General features: G+C 41.3%; 15 protein-coding genes. 10 read left to right on the forward strand and 5 right to left on the reverse strand.

Annotation, left to right across the window (positions count from 1 at the left end; genetic code table 11):
• Window positions 1–12: 12 nt before the first annotated feature.
• On the reverse strand, window positions 13–1233 hold the full coding sequence (zigA, locus tag AC2FA3_RS10750) for a zinc metallochaperone GTPase ZigA (protein WP_490509557.1): 1221 nt from the start codon (window positions 1231–1233) through the stop codon (window positions 13–15).
• A 416-nt stretch (window positions 1234–1649) separates the two neighbouring features.
• Here zigA and folE2 point away from each other — a divergent pair, with 416 nt between their 5' ends.
• From folE2 to AC2FA3_RS10785, 7 genes are all read left to right on the forward strand, one after another.
• A complete protein-coding gene (gene folE2, locus AC2FA3_RS10755; RefSeq protein ID WP_443562973.1) occupies window positions 1650–2552 on the forward strand; it encodes a GTP cyclohydrolase FolE2 in 903 nt (300 codons plus the stop codon).
• A complete protein-coding gene (gene hisI, locus AC2FA3_RS10760) occupies window positions 2546–2998 on the forward strand; it encodes a phosphoribosyl-AMP cyclohydrolase (protein ID WP_490509558.1) in 453 nt (150 codons plus the stop codon). The genes folE2 and hisI overlap by 7 nt, the downstream gene beginning before the upstream one ends.
• Complete coding sequence (locus tag AC2FA3_RS10765) at window positions 2988–3548, forward strand: gamma carbonic anhydrase family protein (RefSeq protein WP_193032326.1); 561 nt, start codon at window positions 2988–2990, stop codon at window positions 3546–3548. Before hisI ends, AC2FA3_RS10765 begins: the two co-directional genes overlap by 11 nt.
• Window positions 3538–4893 carry a dihydroorotase gene (locus tag AC2FA3_RS10770; RefSeq protein ID WP_490509559.1) on the forward strand — a complete coding sequence of 452 codons (1356 nt, stop codon included), beginning with the start codon at window positions 3538–3540 and terminating at the stop codon, window positions 4891–4893. Before AC2FA3_RS10765 ends, AC2FA3_RS10770 begins: the two co-directional genes overlap by 11 nt.
• 30 nt (window positions 4894–4923) lie before the next feature.
• A complete protein-coding gene (locus AC2FA3_RS10775) occupies window positions 4924–5754 on the forward strand; it encodes a hypothetical protein (protein ID WP_490509560.1) in 831 nt (276 codons plus the stop codon).
• Entirely contained in the window at window positions 5679–6830 is a 1152-nt protein-coding gene (gene thrS / locus AC2FA3_RS10780; protein ID WP_490509566.1) for a threonine--tRNA ligase, read from the forward strand. Before AC2FA3_RS10775 ends, thrS begins: the two co-directional genes overlap by 76 nt.
• A gap of 231 nt (window positions 6831–7061) precedes the next feature.
• Window positions 7062–7322 (forward strand): DUF934 domain-containing protein, encoded by a 261-nt coding sequence (locus AC2FA3_RS10785; RefSeq protein ID WP_193007200.1) that lies wholly within the window; start codon window positions 7062–7064, stop codon window positions 7320–7322.
• A gap of 106 nt (window positions 7323–7428) precedes the next feature.
• On the opposite strand, the gene AC2FA3_RS10790 is transcribed toward AC2FA3_RS10785, so the two are convergent.
• Window positions 7429–8838: an aminotransferase-like domain-containing protein gene (locus tag AC2FA3_RS10790; protein WP_193032330.1), complete on the reverse strand. Its 1410-nt coding sequence runs from the start codon at window positions 8836–8838 to the stop codon at window positions 7429–7431.
• 135 nt (window positions 8839–8973) lie between these two features.
• Here AC2FA3_RS10790 and AC2FA3_RS10795 point away from each other — a divergent pair, with 135 nt between their 5' ends.
• The 3 genes from AC2FA3_RS10795 (at window position 8974) to AC2FA3_RS10805 (ending at window position 11592) form a co-directional block, all read left to right on the forward strand.
• Window positions 8974–10374, forward strand: a complete 1401-nt coding sequence (locus AC2FA3_RS10795) for a cytochrome ubiquinol oxidase subunit I (RefSeq protein ID WP_490509561.1) — start codon at window positions 8974–8976, stop codon at window positions 10372–10374.
• A gap of 11 nt (window positions 10375–10385) precedes the next feature.
• Complete coding sequence (gene cydB / locus AC2FA3_RS10800) at window positions 10386–11393, forward strand: cytochrome d ubiquinol oxidase subunit II (RefSeq protein WP_193032332.1); 1008 nt, start codon at window positions 10386–10388, stop codon at window positions 11391–11393.
• A 73-nt stretch (window positions 11394–11466) separates the two neighbouring features.
• Entirely contained in the window at window positions 11467–11592 is a 126-nt protein-coding gene (locus AC2FA3_RS10805; RefSeq protein ID WP_193032333.1) for a DUF2474 family protein, read from the forward strand.
• A 426-nt stretch (window positions 11593–12018) separates the two neighbouring features.
• Here the strand turns inward: AC2FA3_RS10805 and AC2FA3_RS10810 are convergent, their stop codons facing one another.
• From AC2FA3_RS10810 to AC2FA3_RS10820, 3 genes are all read right to left on the reverse strand, one after another.
• The gene (locus tag AC2FA3_RS10810) at window positions 12019–13416 is read right to left on the reverse strand and encodes a hypothetical protein (RefSeq protein WP_490509562.1); all 1398 of its coding nucleotides are present in this window, start codon (window positions 13414–13416) and stop codon (window positions 12019–12021) included.
• An 80-nt stretch (window positions 13417–13496) separates the two neighbouring features.
• Window positions 13497–15845, reverse strand: a complete 2349-nt coding sequence (locus tag AC2FA3_RS10815) for a TonB-dependent receptor (RefSeq protein WP_490509563.1) — start codon at window positions 15843–15845, stop codon at window positions 13497–13499.
• A 225-nt stretch (window positions 15846–16070) separates the two neighbouring features.
• Window positions 16071–16823: IS3 family transposase (locus AC2FA3_RS10820; protein WP_490509564.1), on the reverse strand; the 753-nt coding region annotated here is incomplete at its 5' end.

A 16823-nucleotide genomic window follows, 5' to 3' on the forward strand; every position in this document is an offset into this window, starting at 1 on the left:
AGACTTAAAAAATTAAGCTATTAAGTCAGTCCACTCTAGAAATGGATTATCCATCAATTTCCAATTTTCAGGACCTTCTGCCATTTCTTCATCATTAAGCAAACAATTATTGAACTTATCAATAAGATTTGACTCATCCATCTCCATACCTATTAGCACAATCTCCTGACGCGCATCGCCTGTACTCGCGTACCAATTACTTTCTATGATGTCACGGTTTTGCTGATCTTGTGGCCATTCCTCTTCAGGAACGCTAGCCCACCAATATCCAGCCAGACCATGTCTAGCCATCGCACCCGCTTGTGACCAAGAACCTGCCAGTTTAAGATGAGATGCTAGCCAAAAAAAACCTTTAGATCGAATCACACCTTTCCATTCTGTATTAATAAAATCGTAAAACCGCTGCGGATGAAAGGGTCGTCTAGCACGATAAACAAAACTACTGATGCCATACTCTTCAGTTTCAGGCGTATGTTCCCCCCTAAGCTCTTTTAGCCAGCCTGGTGCTTCAGAGGCTTCATCAAAATCGAATAAATTTGTGTTCAACAATTTATCCAAATTTACTTGACCAAATTGAGAAATTTCAATGTTAGCCCGTGGATTTAACGAGTGAATAATTGCCAGTAATCTTTCTTTTTCTGCATCTGAAATCAAATCAATTTTATTCAACACGATGACGTCACAAAATTCGATCTGATCAATCAATAAGTCGACCACAGTGCGTTGGTCCTCCTCACCCAATGATTCGCCTCGAGACTGTATACTGTCATAAGAGCTATAGTCCTTTAAAAAATTAAAGGCATCAACGACGGTCACCATGGTGTCTAGACGGGCAAATTCACTGAGAGAAAAACCATCGTCATCTTCGAAAGTAAAGGTTTCCGCAACAGGCAATGGTTCAGAAATACCAGTTGATTCGATAACCAGTTGATCAAAACGATTGTTTTCTGCCAGACGCCGCACTTCTATCAATAAATCTTCTCGTAACGTGCAGCAAATGCAGCCATTACTCATTTCTACCATTTTTTCATCGGTTCTGGACAACTCAGCACCACCTTCTCTGACCAATGCTGCGTCAATATTTACCTCAGACATATCATTTACGATAACGGCAATGCGTCTACCTTCACGATTATTCAAAATATGATTGAGTAGCGTGGTTTTGCCTGCGCCCAAAAACCCGGACAACACAGTCACAGGCAGCTTTTTTTCGATGGCTAAAGAATTACTCATTGGCTGTCTCTTCTCTATCAATTTATATAAGGGTTATAAAAAATATGGGTACGTAAAATAATGAAAAATAAAAAGCATATCGGTTGGTTGGGTTTTTCAACTAAACGGGGCCAGACAAACAAGGGAAAGACTTACTAAGGTAGTCAGTGCCTAACGTTCGATAACTAGCACTATCGATATGAATTTGTCCAAAAATATGAATCTTAAATTCCATGTTTAACGCCGCTCCTTTTTCCTGCCAGAACGTAAAAAATCTTTTTTTAGTTTCTAAAATTTGTATTGCTTCTAGTGTATTTAGCATTTCACTGCCTATACGGAAATCCATATAGGTGAAACAGCAAGCACCACTATACTTGCCAAATATTTAGTAATGTTATAACATAACATTTTATAATTCAACTGAGTTTTAAATATTAATGATTAACAATCTTCCTGATATCTCTGAAAACGCAAATGTAGTACCACATTCTTCTTGTTTAGAATGGGTTGGCATGGAGAATATTGCCTTACCTATTTATATAGAAAATACGCTTTGCCCAAGTCAAGTCAATGCTTTTGTGAGCTTAGATGACCCTACTATTAAAGGGATTCATATGTCTAGGCTATATATTCGACTACTAGAATTAGTCAAATTAAAAACACTCAATTTTTCGCATCTCAAAGACACATTGCAAGATTTTCTCAAAAGTCACGAAGGCTTATCCAACAATGCAAAATTACATATAAAAAGTCAGCTATATGTCGAACGTCCAGCATTGATCAGTCCACTAACTGGCTGGAAGAGCTACCCTTTTGAGTTGGTCTGCCAGCTCATTGATCAGCAATTTTTCTTTGAGGTTCAAGTTGAGATCCCGTATTCATCTACCTGTCCCTGTTCGGCTGCCTTATCACGTAGTTTGATTCAGAAGCAGTTTCAAAAAGCATTGTCAGAGAAAAAATTTGATCTGACCAATTCAGAAGAAGTTATCGATTGGTTGGGGACTACCGAGGCTATTGTTGCAACGCCGCATAGCCAGCGTAGCGTTGCCCAATTGCAGTTTAAGCTATTCGCTGATTTAGCTGAACTGCCACTCATCGCAATCATTGACCAAGCAGAACACGCCCTTGCTACACCTGTGCAAACAGCGGTAAAACGGGTAGATGAACAAGCTTTTGCACTGGCAAACGGACAAAATTTGATGTTCTGTGAAGATGCCGTACGGCGGTTACGTCATACATTCTTGGACTATGCCAATATTTTAGGATTTAAATTCAAAGTCATTCATGCAGAAAGCCTGCATGCACATGACGCTGTCGCAGAAGGCGCATGGCAATGGTGAACGCAAGCACGTCTATTTTCTTAGCAATGGAACATGGCAAAAAAGGTCAAGAGTATTGCTTTGATAAGGTGATGAAGCAGATTCCTTGGAATGATCAAGGTTTGATAGCAGCGATTGCACAAGATGCCCAAACTAAAGAAGTATTAATGTTGGCTTGGGTCAATGCCGAAGCGCTCATAGAAACCTTAACTACTAAAAGAGTTTGCTACTGGTCGCGTTCAAGACAAACCTTATGGCGCAAAGGAGAAAGCTCTGGTCATCACCAGCAGCTTATCGATGCCAAATTAGATTGTGATGGAGATGCTGTTTTATTTTCAGTTCAGCAACATGGCCCCGCCTGTCACACCTTTCGACCCAGTTGTTTTTATCTAGGCTTAGAATTGACACAAGTAACAATCTTCAGAAGTCCTTTATCCAATACCAATAAGCTCTCTTATGATTCGTAAAAACCCATCCGGCGACCTTCCTATCATTGATCAAACGGCTTATGTCGATCAAACCGCTATTATTTGCGGTAAAGTTATTATTCACGCCAATGTTTTCATTGGGCCTTATGTCGTTATCCGCGCTGATGAATTGGATGCACTCGGTCAGATGGAGCCTATCATTATCGGTGCTAATTCAAACATTCAAGATGGAGTGGTCATTCACTCCAAAGCTGGGGCCGCTGTCACCATTGGAGAAAACTCTTCCATTGCTCATCGCTCTATCATTCATGGGCCTTGTGAGATTGGACATCATGTTTTTATAGGCTTCAATAGTGTTTTGTTTAATTGCAGAGTCGGTAATAGAAGTGCAGTGAGACACAATGCCGTTGTGGATGGACAAGACTTACCTGATAACTTTTACGTTCCTGCTATCAGTCATATTAACTCCACCACTAACTTAAGTGACTTTCCACCTATGGATGTATCGCTTAGTGAGTTTTCAGAAAGTGTGGTAAATGCCAATATCGAGCTGGTGCAAGGATACAAGGCCTTACAAAATGAATTTTAGCAACTTTCCAAAAATTATCATCCGTAATGCTGTCATTGTGAATGAAGACATTCAAGAAATAGCTGATGTACTGATAGAAAATGGCCGTATCGAGAAAATACAGCCCAGTATTACCGGTGTTTCTCATGCAGAAAATATTAATGCAGAAGGTGGCTGGCTCATTCCAGGTATGATTGATGACCAAGTACATTTTAGAGATCCAGGGGCACTGCAAAAAGGCACTGTAAAATCAGAGTCGATGGCGGCGGCGATTGGTGGTATCACAAGCTACATGGATATGCCCAATACGCAGCCTGCGACACTAGATTTGCAAGCATTACAGCAAAAGAAGTTAAATGCCGCAACACATAGCATGGCAAATTACGCCTTTCACTTCGGTGTCAGTACCGATAATATTGATATCGTCGAAAACCTAGACCCTAAGCTCGTTAGTGGCGTTAAAGTTTTTATGGGAGCGTCTACAGGCAATATGCTGGTCGACGATCCACAAACCCTAGAACGCCTATTTTCTAATGTGCCTACTATTTTGTTGACGCATTGTGAATCAACGCCCCGTATCAAAACGCGCGAGCAACAGTATAAAGAAAAATACGGTGCCGACATTCCTGCCGTCATGCATGCACGTATTCGTGATAAACAAGCCTGCTTTGAAAGCTCAAGTATGGCGGTTGCGCTGGCTGAAAAATACGGTACGCAGCTACACGTATTGCATATCACCACAGCTAAAGAGATTTGTCTGTTTAAAAACCTACCACTCGATAAAAAATATATTACCGCTGAGGTTTGTGTGCATCATTTAAGTTTTGATGATACTGATTATGAAATGCTAGGACATCTCATCAAATGTAATCCAGCCATCAAAACAGCACAAGACCGTCAGGCGTTGATTCAAGCGATCTCAGAGTCCAATCGTTTGGATATTATTGGTACTGACCACGCACCGCATACTTGGCAGGAAAAGCAGCAAAGTTACTTCAATGCCCCAGCTGGATTGCCCCTTGTGCAACATGCCTTGCCTGCGTTGATGGAGTTAGTTGCGGACAAACAGATGAGTATCGAAACTATGGTACGCAAAACATCACATCAAGTGGCAGACTTGTTTCGCATTAAAGATCGAGGCTATATACGTGAAGGATATTGGGCTGATTTGGTATTACTCAAAGAAAATAAAGAAAAAGTCATGGCCAGTGATACTAAAAACTATATGCAATGTAACTGGACGCCTTTTGCACATAAAGCTTTTCGATATTCTGTAGATACCACCATCATCTCAGGGCAGCTTGCATGGCATCAAAACCAGCTGTTCCCAAACTGCCGTGGTCAATCTCTTGAAATCGACCGTTAACCACCATAATTATTAATTGACAGATTACTTATGAATATCCAAATAATTAGTCACCAAAATGCTCAGCAACTTTCAATTGAAAACCCTATATCGATCGCTACTTTATTAGAAACCTATAAACCGCATGCTTATAAAAAAGTGTTTTTAGCAAAAGTTGGTAGCCGATATGTTGATTTGCAACATCTCATAACTGAAGACTGCTACATCCAGCTTATCACGTCCCAAGATGACGAGGCTTCAATGCTTCAACGTGATTCATTTGCTTATCTTCTTGTGAAATCAGTTTTACACTTATACCCAGGTGCCAAGCCCATACAGTATCAAACCACAAATACTGGTTTTTATTATGATTTTGCAGAGACGCCTAATTTTAACGAAGATCACCTCAATGACATATCAAACGGCATGCAAAATATTGTTCAAAAGAAGCAGCCCATAGTAGGTCGTGACGTCTCTCTAACTGATGCTATTGCTCACTTCAGCTCAGAAAACCCACTTAAATCAGAACATTTAAAACAGTATAGAGAACAAAGCGAGTCAATAACGACCTTATTTCAACCACTTGATGATAGTGTGAATGATATCTATCTATTCCCTTTGGTTGCTAACACCTCATTTTTGCCAAACTTCAAAATCACTCATGTATCAGGTGCCTATTGGCAAGGTGATGCGAGTCAGCCTATGCTGCAACGAATATATGTCGCCTGCTGGGCTGCTCGAAAACAACTGACAGATTATTTGAAGCAGCAAAAAGAGATCACAGAAAATTATCACAGCAACTGGACCTGTTACATTTTGACGAACGAGCACCAGGAGCTGTTTTTTGGCATGCAAAAGGTTGGAAAATATTTCAATTACTGACGGGATATTTACGCCATCAGCAGGAAGATGCAGGGTATATTGAGGTCAATACACCAGACGTTATGGATAGAGAGCTGTGGGAGATTTCAGGACATTGGCAAAACTATAAACAGCAAATGTTTGCGGTAGAGACACCTGATGAAAAAACCTACGCGTTAAAACCAATGAGCTGTCCTGGTGCTGTTTGTCTCTATGGTTATGATTTAAAAAGCTATAGAGAGTTACCACTTAAAATGGCGGAATTTGGTAAAGTTCACCGTTATGAGCCTTCAGGATCACTGCACGGCTTAATGCGAGTTCGACATTTTACTCAGGACGATGCGCACATATTTTGTACCAAAGACCAGCTCCTATCAGAGTGTGTCAGTACCATCCGCTTGATTTATAAAATCTACCAGCATTTTGGGTTTGACAATATTTCTATCAAAGTATCTACTCGTCCAAAAAATAGAATAGGGTCTGAGCAAACATGGGATTTTTTAGAACAGACGCTCATTCAATCTTTGCAAGACATTGATATCGCTTATGAGGTCAGTGAAGGAGAAGGTGCGTTTTATGGACCTAAAATTGAATTCACGCTGAAAGATGCGATCGGTAGAGAGTGGCAATGTGGCACCATTCAAGTAGATTTAAACTTACCAGAGCGCTTTGATCTCAGCTACATTAACGAAGATAATCAGAAACAGAAACCGGTCATGCTACACCGCGCTATATTCGGTTCACTTGAACGGTTTATCGGCATTTTGATTGAACACTACGCAGGTCACCTACCTTTTTGGCTTGCGCCTGTCCAAGTTATGATAATAACTATTTCTGAAAACCAACAGATTTATGCCCAGCAAGTCTTGAAGCGACTACAGAGTTTATCATTGCGAGTAGAGTGTGACTTTGGTAAGGATAAACTTGGTTATAAAATTCGCAAGCATACCTTGCAAAAAATACCGTTTCTTTTACTTATTGGAGGAAAAGAGTTGGAGGAATCTAGCGTTAGAGTCCGCACCAGTAAAGGTACAGACTTGGGATTATTACAAATGGATGAATTAGAAAAATTTCTTAGACAAGCCATGGTGAATTAAAGTGAAGACAGATGAGGTTTCTCATATCTCTGATCAAATAGAATGAAGGCAGCATTTATCGAGTGGCGGCTTATACTGCATTAGGAGGGATTACAAGAGCTTAGTATGAAGAAGATTATCTGTATTCAGTCTAATGATATGACGATCAGTCAAGTCTATGATTAGGTCATTTTAGAAGAGGATTTTGACTCACTCGAGTTCCATCAAATTTTACCGATGAAGGCTTGGTTAGTGTGTGTCGAACGAGGTGATAATACCTCGGCGGACATTTGGATTGACGTTGATGACCCAATGGAATTGAAAGGTGAGATCGATAAGCTATCGTTTGCCTGTGTTTTCTTCGCTGATCTTAAAAATGGGCAGGGCTACTCGACGGCATATTTACTGCGTAAGGGGTTAAATTTTCAAGGGAATTTACGTGTCTTTGGTGATGTACTAAGAGATCAATTGAGTCTAATACACCAAGTTGGTTTCGACAGTTTTACTATATGATCCGGCGAAAGGCATCAAAGGCTTGTTCGTCACTTATAATAGTAGCGTATCGCAACCGAACCCAATCGATAAACGGGTTCGTCGCTAGGATTAATGTTAAAAAAGCCTATCCAAGTAGTACGTCAAACAGCTTTTTAACAGCGGCTTGTCTTTGTTCGGTTAACGGGTGGATATAACTTAAACGTAAAAAATTTTTATATTGACCCGATGCCGAGAAAAGTGAGCCGGGTGTCATGATCACGCCTTGCTCTAATACTTTATTATAACTGCGCTGTACGTTGATGGTTTCATCTAACTCTACCCACATAGAAATGCCGCCTTGGGCGTGGGTATAGCGAATTTTGTCACTCCAATGAGTATCTAATAAAGTCATCAGCTCCCTTTGTTGTTGCTTTAGCGTATTGACCTGTTGAGCAAGGTAACGTCGGTAATGACCTTCTTCTAAAAATGTTGCCAGCCCCTGCTGAGTGGATTCGCTAGAGGAGAGCTGGGTAATCAGTTTCAATTGAGTAATCTTGTCGTGCCACTTACCACCAAACACCCAACCAATCCTTAAATCTCGCGATAAACTTTTCGAGAAAGAGCTGCACAGAATAACTTGTCCCTTAGGATCGAATTTCTTCAATGGTTCCGCTGTAAAAGGCGGAAAAGCCAAATCCCCATAAATATCGTCCTCTATGATACAAAAATTTTTTTCAACCGCTAGATTGATTAATGCTCGGCGTGCTTTTTCAGGCATAAATGCCCCAGTGGGAGTGGCGTAATTTGGCGACACAATACAGGCTTTAATCGGCCAATCTGTTATTTTTTCGACCAAATCTTCAACGCTCAAACCTTCTTCAGGATCAGCAGCGACCTCGATAATTTTCAGTTTGAGTTGTTCCATGATTTGCAGTACGCCATAAAATGCTGGAGATTCTACTGCTACAGTATCACCGGGTGAGCACGTTGCCATGAGGGAAATGAATAAAGCGTGTTGGCAACCACCGGTAATGCAAACCTGTGATGGATCTTGGTTCAAACTACGGTGGCGGTAGTGACTCACAATGGCGTCTTTTAAGCGCATATCGCCGCTTGAGTCGTTGTAGTAGAGAGCTTTTTGAGTGGGTCTGGAACGCAATGCTTTACTTAAGTGCCGGTTTAAAGTGATGAGGTGATTCGCATCATTGGTAGCACCAGCCGTTGGCAAAATATCAAAGGCGGCACTGCGTGTCATGATGTCTTTTAAGATGGCTGGTACGGTTACGTCTCTGGGAGCGGCGGGTGGGTTAATGCGCTTTGGCGAGAGCCGGTCATTTTGTGTCTCTGCTTTGACAAAGTAACCTGATCTTGGTTTAGAAAAGATCAATCCCTCTGCTTCAAGTCGATGCAAGGCATGTAGCACCGTGGCTTTAGAAAAGCCCAAGTTCTGGCACATTTCTCGGACAGAAGGAAGTTTTCCACTTGGCAAAAAATGATTGGCTTTTATTTCTTTGCGTAATAAGTGTTCCAGCTCTAGGTATTTAAACTGACTCATGGCTGAGCCTTTATTAATGAATCTGTACCTATTCTAAATTAATTTATTGTGCCTGTTCTATATTTTTTAAAGTCTTACACTCAACAAAGTAATTATTTTTTACTTTCTGACAGTATAGAGGGTAGGCAGGGCACAATGATTGATTTAAATGCTATTGATTTGGCGCGAATACAATTCGCGTTCACCGTCTCGTTCCATATTATTTTTCCCGCTATTACAATTGGTCTTGCCAGCTATCTGGCTGTATTAGAAGGCTTTTGGCTGTGTACAAGAAAGCCGATTTACATGACCTTATGCCGATTTTGGATGAAAATATTTGCTGTCAATTTTGCCATGGGCGTTGTTTCTGGCATTGTGATGGCGTACCAATTTGGTACCAATTGGAGCCAGTTTTCTAATTTCGCAGGAGCCATTACTGGTCCATTACTGAGTTATGAAGTGATGACTGCTTTCTTCCTTGAAGCTGGCTTTTTGGGAGTTATGTTATTTGGCTGGAAAAAAGTCGGTGAAAAGCTACATTTTGCCTCTACTATTTTGGTCGCTATTGGAACCTTAATCTCGATGACTTGGATTTTGGCATCTAACAGTTGGATGCAAACCCCTCAAGGTTACGACATTGTTGACGGTCGTGTTGTACCTGTCGATTGGTTTGAGATCATTTTTAACCCTTCTTTTCCTTATCGTTTAGTTCACATGGGCTTGGCTGCCTTCCTAGCAACCGCTTTGTTGGTCGGTGCTTCTGGCGCGTGGCATTTGTTGAAAGGCTCTCATACACAAGTAGCGAAAAAAATGTTGTCCATGGCAATGTGGATGCTGCTTATTTCGGCACCTTTGCAAGTTATGGTTGGAGATCAACATGGCCTAAACACTCTAGAGCATCAGCCAATTAAAGTGGCCTCAATGGAAGGGCATTGGCATCAAACTGAAAAAGGTGAAGGCGTTCCGCTAGTCTTGTTTGGTTGGCCGAATATGGAAAAGGAAAGAAACGATTTTGCGATTGAGATTCCGAATCTTGCCAGTTTGATTTTGACTCACTCTTTGGATGGAGATATTCCACCGCTCACTTCTGTCGCACCGGAAGATCGTCCTTATGTGCCAGTGATCTTCTTTAGCTTTCGCATCATGGTGGCTCTTGGTATTTTGATGATTGTGCTGGCCGTTACCGCATTTATTCTGCGTAAAAAGGGCAAAATCTACGATAAAAAATGGTTTCTGCGCTTCTGTGTTGCCATGGGGCCATCCGGTCTAATCGCTATGCTTACAGGCTGGGTCGTCACAGAAACAGGTCGTCAGCCTTGGGTGGTTTATGGTTTGCAACGCACTGTGGATGCTGCCTCACCCAATAGCCTCACTGCCATGAGTTTGTCGTTGCTAATTTTTGTGGTGGTGTATATCTGTGTTTTTGGTTTAGGCGTGAGTTACATGTTAGCACTGATTACCAAAGGTCCAGCAGATGATTATTCACTTGAAAACGATGAGAGTTTGAATAAACGCCCAGCCCGTCTGCTATCTGCCGCTGATGACGTAGAAATTTAGGAGACAGTGTAATGCATTTTGATTTACCGACTATTTGGGCCTTTGTCATCGGATTTGGTTTGATGATGTACGTGTTCTTAGATGGATTTGATTTAGGGATTGGCTTGCTGTTTCCTTTTATTAAAGACGAACATGAGCGAGATATTATGGTGAACTCGGTTGCCCCTGTTTGGGATGGTAACGAAACTTGGCTTGTCTTGGGTGGCGCTGGCTTATTGGCTGCGTTTCCTATGGCGTATTCGGTAATTTTGTCAGCCTTGTATGGACCGATTTTACTGATGTTATTTGGTTTGATTTTGCGTGGCGTCGCCTTTGAGTTTCGCTTTAAAGCTAAGGAGTCTCATCGTCCAATTTGGGACAAGCTATTCTTTGTTGGTTCCTTAATGGCCACCTTTGCTCAAGGTGTGGCAATGGGCGCTGTGATCCTTGGTTTTAAAGTAGAAAATGGCGAGTTCGCTGGTGGTGGATTGGATTGGTTGAGTCCATTTAGCCTGTTTACTGGTTTTAGTTTGCTGTTTGCTTATGGATTGCTCGGCGTAACTTGGTTGATCATTAAAACAGAGCATAGTTTACAGAAAAAAATGCGTGCATTCATTAAACCATTAACTTTGTTGCTCGCAGCTTGTATGTTTATTATCAGCATTTACACACCAATGATTAACGAAAGTGTACGGGATTTATGGTTTAACTTTCCGAACATTATATATTTGGCGCCTTTACCGATTTTTACTGCTACTTTCGCGTTTTTTCTTATGGGAGCAGCGCATTCTAAACAAGAAGATCGCGCTTTCATTTGTGTTTTATGCATGTTGTTTCTGGGTTATTTGGGGTTATGTGTCAGTCTTTGGCCCAACATTATTCCACCGAGTATTACGATTTATCAGGCCGCAGCACCAACGTCTAGCCTTAAATTCACCTTGGTCGGCGTTGTATTTATTGTGCCTGTCATCTTGATTTATACCTTTTGGTCTTATAGAGTGTTCCGTGGAAAAGTCGTAGATACCGATGGTTATCATTAGAAAGCAGATAGCAAAAAGACTGGTGTTTACAGCGAGCCAGCCTTTTCTGTAAGTAAGTTTGAAGGAAAGTACGATGAAAAAAAGTCTTCATCAATTTAAATGGTTACTGATTTTTTGGGCACTTGGCGTTGGCTCGCTTTTAGTGGTCGCGACGATTATACGCCTTGGTATGACCTTGGCGGGGATGGAAGCCAAATAAGTATTTTTGAATTTAAGAAGGGGAGCGCGAACACACTCCCTTTTAAGGCATAAGTCTGGCTAAGTGCGCAGGCTAGCTGATTGGAATAGTGTTATCAGGGTGGGTGTATCAAGAATTTGGTTTAGAGGCTTGTCTTTGGATCTCAAGTCTTTTTATGCCAATAGTAGCTTTATTATCACAAAAGCTGTCTAACCCGTATAAAACATCGGCATACTGTCTGAACTCAATTGATTAAGCTTCGAATGACTATGATAGATCTCAGCTTTGCCTTAATCTATTCATTAGCAACCAATTATGAAAAAGGAAGCATTTACGCTAATATAATTGTTACTTAGCAACTGTCTATTCTGCTAAAAGATTGACCCCATGAGCTACAATTAACTCATGGGGTTCAGTCTAAAAATTTAAGTTTTTATAAAGAATAGGTTAGGATGTGTGATGATGCTCATCTTCGTGTTCAGTTTTCACCCCGAACCAAGCCAGCTGCGATGGTGCAAAGGTCAATTTCAGCTTCGACTCAATTTTTTTAGCATCAGGATTAATTTTGACAATTTGTTTATTCTCGCTGTCCAGCACATAAACCATCTCGGTATTTGGATTAACGATCAAAGATGGCCCACCATGACTATAATTTTTGATCCCATTTGAAATAATATCCAATGCGGCTACTTGTTTATAGTTCTGTGTCACATCTAGCAGATGCAATGTCCCTGCATCGTCAAGTAGCATTAAATGTTCACCATGTGCATCAAAATCATAGCTGACAACTCGGCGATTATTATTGGTCGTCCAAACAATAGGATCAATATTTTTGCTAACAGGATCAATACGGTACGGTTGACCACAGGCAGTGCCAACTAAATAGTTATGATGATAGTTGGTGGCAAACGATCCAATTCGAGTAGGGCTATTGCTACCGTCTTCATTTTTACATTGGCTATTGGTCAAGCTGACAGGATAAGTAATTTTCTCAGCACTGAACACTTCACCAGCTTGCTTCACGCTCAAAACGCCGTCACTACAAGCGAAAACACTATAGTCGGTGACACTTCCACTTCCATGAAGACCCTGACATTTGGTATCGAACGTCTGGTTTAAATGATAATGGTCATTGTGCTGCTCAAAGACACCAATTGTATCAGCGAGTGGACTACCCACTGTATCATAGCGTCCCGTGCTAATAATATAATTCCCGCGAGGTTCTGCTGTACCATGCATGTTGGTATTTAACTTTTGATAAAGAAGTTTACCATTTGCAATGTCTGTATCTGTCACTAGTGCAAATCCAGCTGCCTGTGTGGGGTTCTCTATTGGATTACCTGTCGCACCCAAACCATCAAAAAACAATCCTGCTTGCTCACCATATGTTTGATAATGTACAGGACGAGCGTAATTCAACTGCAATGGCATTTTAGTGACATCCCGAGCATAAGGATGATCATGATCACCATGATTTTCAATTTCTAACCCACTATGATAGAAGTTCACCCCTTGATTGATACGGTCGAACACTAGTACGTAATTACCATTTGGACTGGTTTGTAGGGCATCAGCTTGACCTGTTAAGTCGAAATTTTGAATCACTTTATTTTGAGCAAGACTATATACATAAGCTTTATTACTCTCTTTTTCAGTAATCAGTATCCGCCCTTGACTCAGCTCAGCGCTTACATCTGACTCTTCGTCGTGTTCGTGTTCGTGTCCTGGTTGCGTTGTTGGTGTTTTGCGGTCATCATCTGCACCACAACCACTAAGCGCCACGACTGTCAACGAAGTAGATAGAGCTAGCGCAATAGATTTACTTAGCGGGTGAACTTGAATCATAAAGGTACTCCATTCATGGGTATTATTTTCACTATTTACTGCTAAAAAGTCGGAAAAGCCAATACTTAAATAACTGATAGTTAAAAACGATAGGTTATCCCAGCATTTAATGAACGCTCTGGCCTAGGTACATGTTCAACTAGATAAGAGGCATGGTTATATGCTAACTCGTTTAGCAGGTTATTAACTTCTAGAAAAGCGGTATAGTCATAAGTGTTAGGGCTATGATAAACAAGCTTCGCGTCAATCATGTTATAACTGGGCGTGTTGGTTTCAAAATCAGCAATGTGGTCTTGCTCAAAGCGATGATATCCGGAAAGTACCAAATCGAACTGACCAAATTGAGTCGTGATATCACCACCAATTCGAGGTGCCACTAACCTTGGGGCATATTTACTTGTGAGATTATTACTATCTAGCGTTATCAACGCGATATCAGCGAAGCTGCCGATACTGATGCTATTATTAAGGTGGTAGCGAGATTGAATTTCACCACCATAATGTTTCGCGTCGTTTTGAACGTAATCAACCAATCTAAAACCTGCGGACTCTCCTTCTGTAACGAGATCTTGTGTTTTAGCATAGATATAATTTTTGCTGTCATTATAAAAAGCAGAAACACTAGTCTCAAAGCTATCGCCATTGTCAAAGCGTAATGTAAGTTCTACACCATTGGTGGCCTCTTCTTTTAACTGGTCATTACCGCGCTCCCAAGTATTGGTTGCGAGATGGGCGCCATTAGAGAACAACTCTTGTGAGGAAGGTAGTCTTTCAGAGTGACTGACTCTTACAGACAGTTGTGTATTAGGCGTAAGGTATTTACCCCCTTCTAAGCTGACAGAAGTACCAGTATGTGCTTTGTCGATGTTGTTTTCGGTATCGGTCAGGTTTTGGAAATCTTGACGACCACCAAATTCAATATACCAAGGACTTTTACCTTGTTTGCTTACGATGGCATTAGTGCTAGCACTCTCATCAGTAGAGTCCGCACTACCACTGTGATTGTGCCCCGCATGTTTATCATCTGACGAAAACGTACTGTCGGCAAACTTATCTACATTTTTTATTTTTGCACCAAAATAATTCGGTGTGAGTCGCTCAATAAAAAACATGCCCACTTGAGTACGATCCGTTTTCGGAAGATAACCTTCTAGTCCCACCGCTGAAAACTTACTATTGGTATAATCTAATCCAACCACCCCTTTCATAAAACCTAAATTGCCCGTTTTATAAGTCGCATGGGTTGCTTGGGTACGGGCATTAATAGCACTGTTTTTGAAAGTAGTGCCAGCCACGCCTTCATCTATCTCATCATGACGATAATCTGTATAACTAACCTTCGCATTGATGCTATCAACCCCTATCACAGGTATTTGCCGCTCGGCATAGAGCTGATAGACGTTTGAAGTTAAATCAACATACGGTGCTTCGCCATGATCGTGGTCGTGGTTGTGGTTGTGCCCAACTGCGCAGCTGAGCTTATTAGGATTGTTGTTGTCAGGCGAGCACTCGCTATGGACGTGGAATGGCAGACCGTATTCTGAGGACTGATGTTGGTACGAGCCGCCGATATACCCCAAATCGGTCACATAAGACAATCCAATACTGCCATTATCTTGGGTATACCAACTGTTACTAATCTCATCCGTGTCCCAATGCGGTACTTGAATATCGCCTTTGTCCGTTTTTTGATAACGCCCACTCCAGAGCCAGTTATCATAAATACTCCCATTGAGTTCCGCATAACCAAGATACCCATCGGTGGCTTGTTGACCGATTAAAGAAACTTTACCGTTCAGGTTTTTCTTTGACGATTGGTTTGGAATGGTGTCATCGACGATATTGACCACCCCGCCTATAGCACCGCCACCGTACATCAATGCTGATGTGCCTTTAATAACCTCAATTTGTCTTGCACCCAATACGGGTACAGATATTTGATGGTCTGGGGAAATCTGTGAGGCATCCTGAACAGTCAGACCATTTTGCATGACTTGAACACGGGGTGCGCTCTGTCCTCGAATAATCGGTCGACTTGCGCCTTGTCCAAAACTGTCAGTAGAAACACCTATCTCATTTTCTAATGCATCACCAAGGGTGCTATTCACTTGAGAATCTAGAGTATCGCCAGTAATAATACTGGTTGCTGTTGCCATCTCATTTGTCTGAGGTAGTAAAGGATTGGAGGTGACAACAATAGTATCTAAAGTGGTTGAAGGTATCGCCATATCGGATACACCATTATCAGTAGAGGTAGTAAGCTCAATGTCTGCTGACTTAGTTTCTTCAGCCATGACTGGTAAGCTTGCCATGCCTAGAACAGTAGTCACTGAGAATATAACCGTTGCCTGTTTAATATTGATATTGAAGGAAGATATAGGAGCGTAACAAGGCTCTTTTAACTTATTGATATTAAAAGATTTATACATCAGATCACCAAAATTAAAAATTATATAGATATAAGCAAACACTGGAATTTCTTGCAATGTTATAACATAACATTTAATAAGTATATATATAATTTATACTTTGGAAGAAATTTTTGTATTCCAGTAAGAATTAGAAGTCTATTTGATAGACTCAACTTATATTAAGATCACTTGTAATGTGTGAGGTGAACCGCCCCGACTTTATCGGAGAGTGATTTACTTGAGTCAGGCCGCGATGCCTGACAGGATTAAACTATCATAATACCGCTTTTCAAACTCAAAGGGCGACACATAACCAATCGTGCTATGCAGTCGTATTTTATTAAACCAATCCACCCATTCAAGGGTTGCCAGTTCAACGTCGTTAACACAATGCCAGTTCTCTTTTAAATACTCAATCACCTCAGACTTGTAAAGCCTATTGACCGTCTCAGCCAAGGCATTGTCGTATGAGTCACCAGTCGTGCCCACAGAGGCGATAACGCCAGAGTCCTTCATTTTATCCGTGTAGCGAATGGATAAATACTGAACCCCTCGATCACTGTGATGAATCACATCCTTAGGATTATTCCTATCTGTTATCGCTTGATTTAAAGCTACCATCACCATATCCGTGTTCATGCGATTAGAGACTTTCCAACCTACGATAGCGCGAGCAAACACATCAATAATAAAGGCGGTGTAAACCCAGCCGCTCGTCGTCTTGATATAAGTAAAGTCAGCGACCCATAGCTGATTAGGACGATGGGCATTAAAGTTACGATTAACCAAGTCATCAGCACGCTTTTGGTCGTTACGGCTGTTGGTGGTGATCTTGCCCTTACCGCGCCAGATGCCTTGCATACCATACTGCTTCATTAAACGCTCTACGGTGTAACGAGCCACATGAATACCATCCGCCTTCATCTGCTGCCAGACTTTACGAACACCGTAACGGCACTTGCTGCCCTGCCAGATGCGTTTAATCTCACTGATATA

It is taken from the genome of Janibacter sp. CoH_79_TC_3 (assembly GCF_058197955.1).

Bases quoted from the DNA above. Each gene is read 5' to 3' on its own strand.
- zigA (WP_490509557.1), bottom strand. From the start codon at position 1,233: ATGAGTAATTCTTTAGCCATCGAAAAAAAGCTGCCTGTGACTGTGTTG.
- folE2 (WP_443562973.1), top strand. From the start codon at position 1,650: ATGATTAACAATCTTCCTGATATCTCTGAAAACGCAAATGTAGTACCA.
- hisI (WP_490509558.1), top strand. From the start codon at position 2,546: ATGGTGAACGCAAGCACGTCTATTTTCTTAGCAATGGAACATGGCAAA.
- AC2FA3_RS10765 (WP_193032326.1), top strand. From the start codon at position 2,988: ATGATTCGTAAAAACCCATCCGGCGACCTTCCTATCATTGATCAAACG.
- AC2FA3_RS10770 (WP_490509559.1), top strand. From the start codon at position 3,538: ATGAATTTTAGCAACTTTCCAAAAATTATCATCCGTAATGCTGTCATT.
- AC2FA3_RS10775 (WP_490509560.1), top strand. From the start codon at position 4,924: ATGAATATCCAAATAATTAGTCACCAAAATGCTCAGCAACTTTCAATT.
- AC2FA3_RS10790 (WP_193032330.1), bottom strand. From the start codon at position 8,838: ATGAGTCAGTTTAAATACCTAGAGCTGGAACACTTATTACGCAAAGAA.
- AC2FA3_RS10795 (WP_490509561.1), top strand. From the start codon at position 8,974: ATGATTGATTTAAATGCTATTGATTTGGCGCGAATACAATTCGCGTTC.
- cydB (WP_193032332.1), top strand. From the start codon at position 10,386: ATGCATTTTGATTTACCGACTATTTGGGCCTTTGTCATCGGATTTGGT.
- AC2FA3_RS10805 (WP_193032333.1), top strand. From the start codon at position 11,467: ATGAAAAAAAGTCTTCATCAATTTAAATGGTTACTGATTTTTTGGGCA.
- AC2FA3_RS10810 (WP_490509562.1), bottom strand. From the start codon at position 13,416: ATGATTCAAGTTCACCCGCTAAGTAAATCTATTGCGCTAGCTCTATCT.
- AC2FA3_RS10815 (WP_490509563.1), bottom strand. From the start codon at position 15,845: ATGTATAAATCTTTTAATATCAATAAGTTAAAAGAGCCTTGTTACGCT.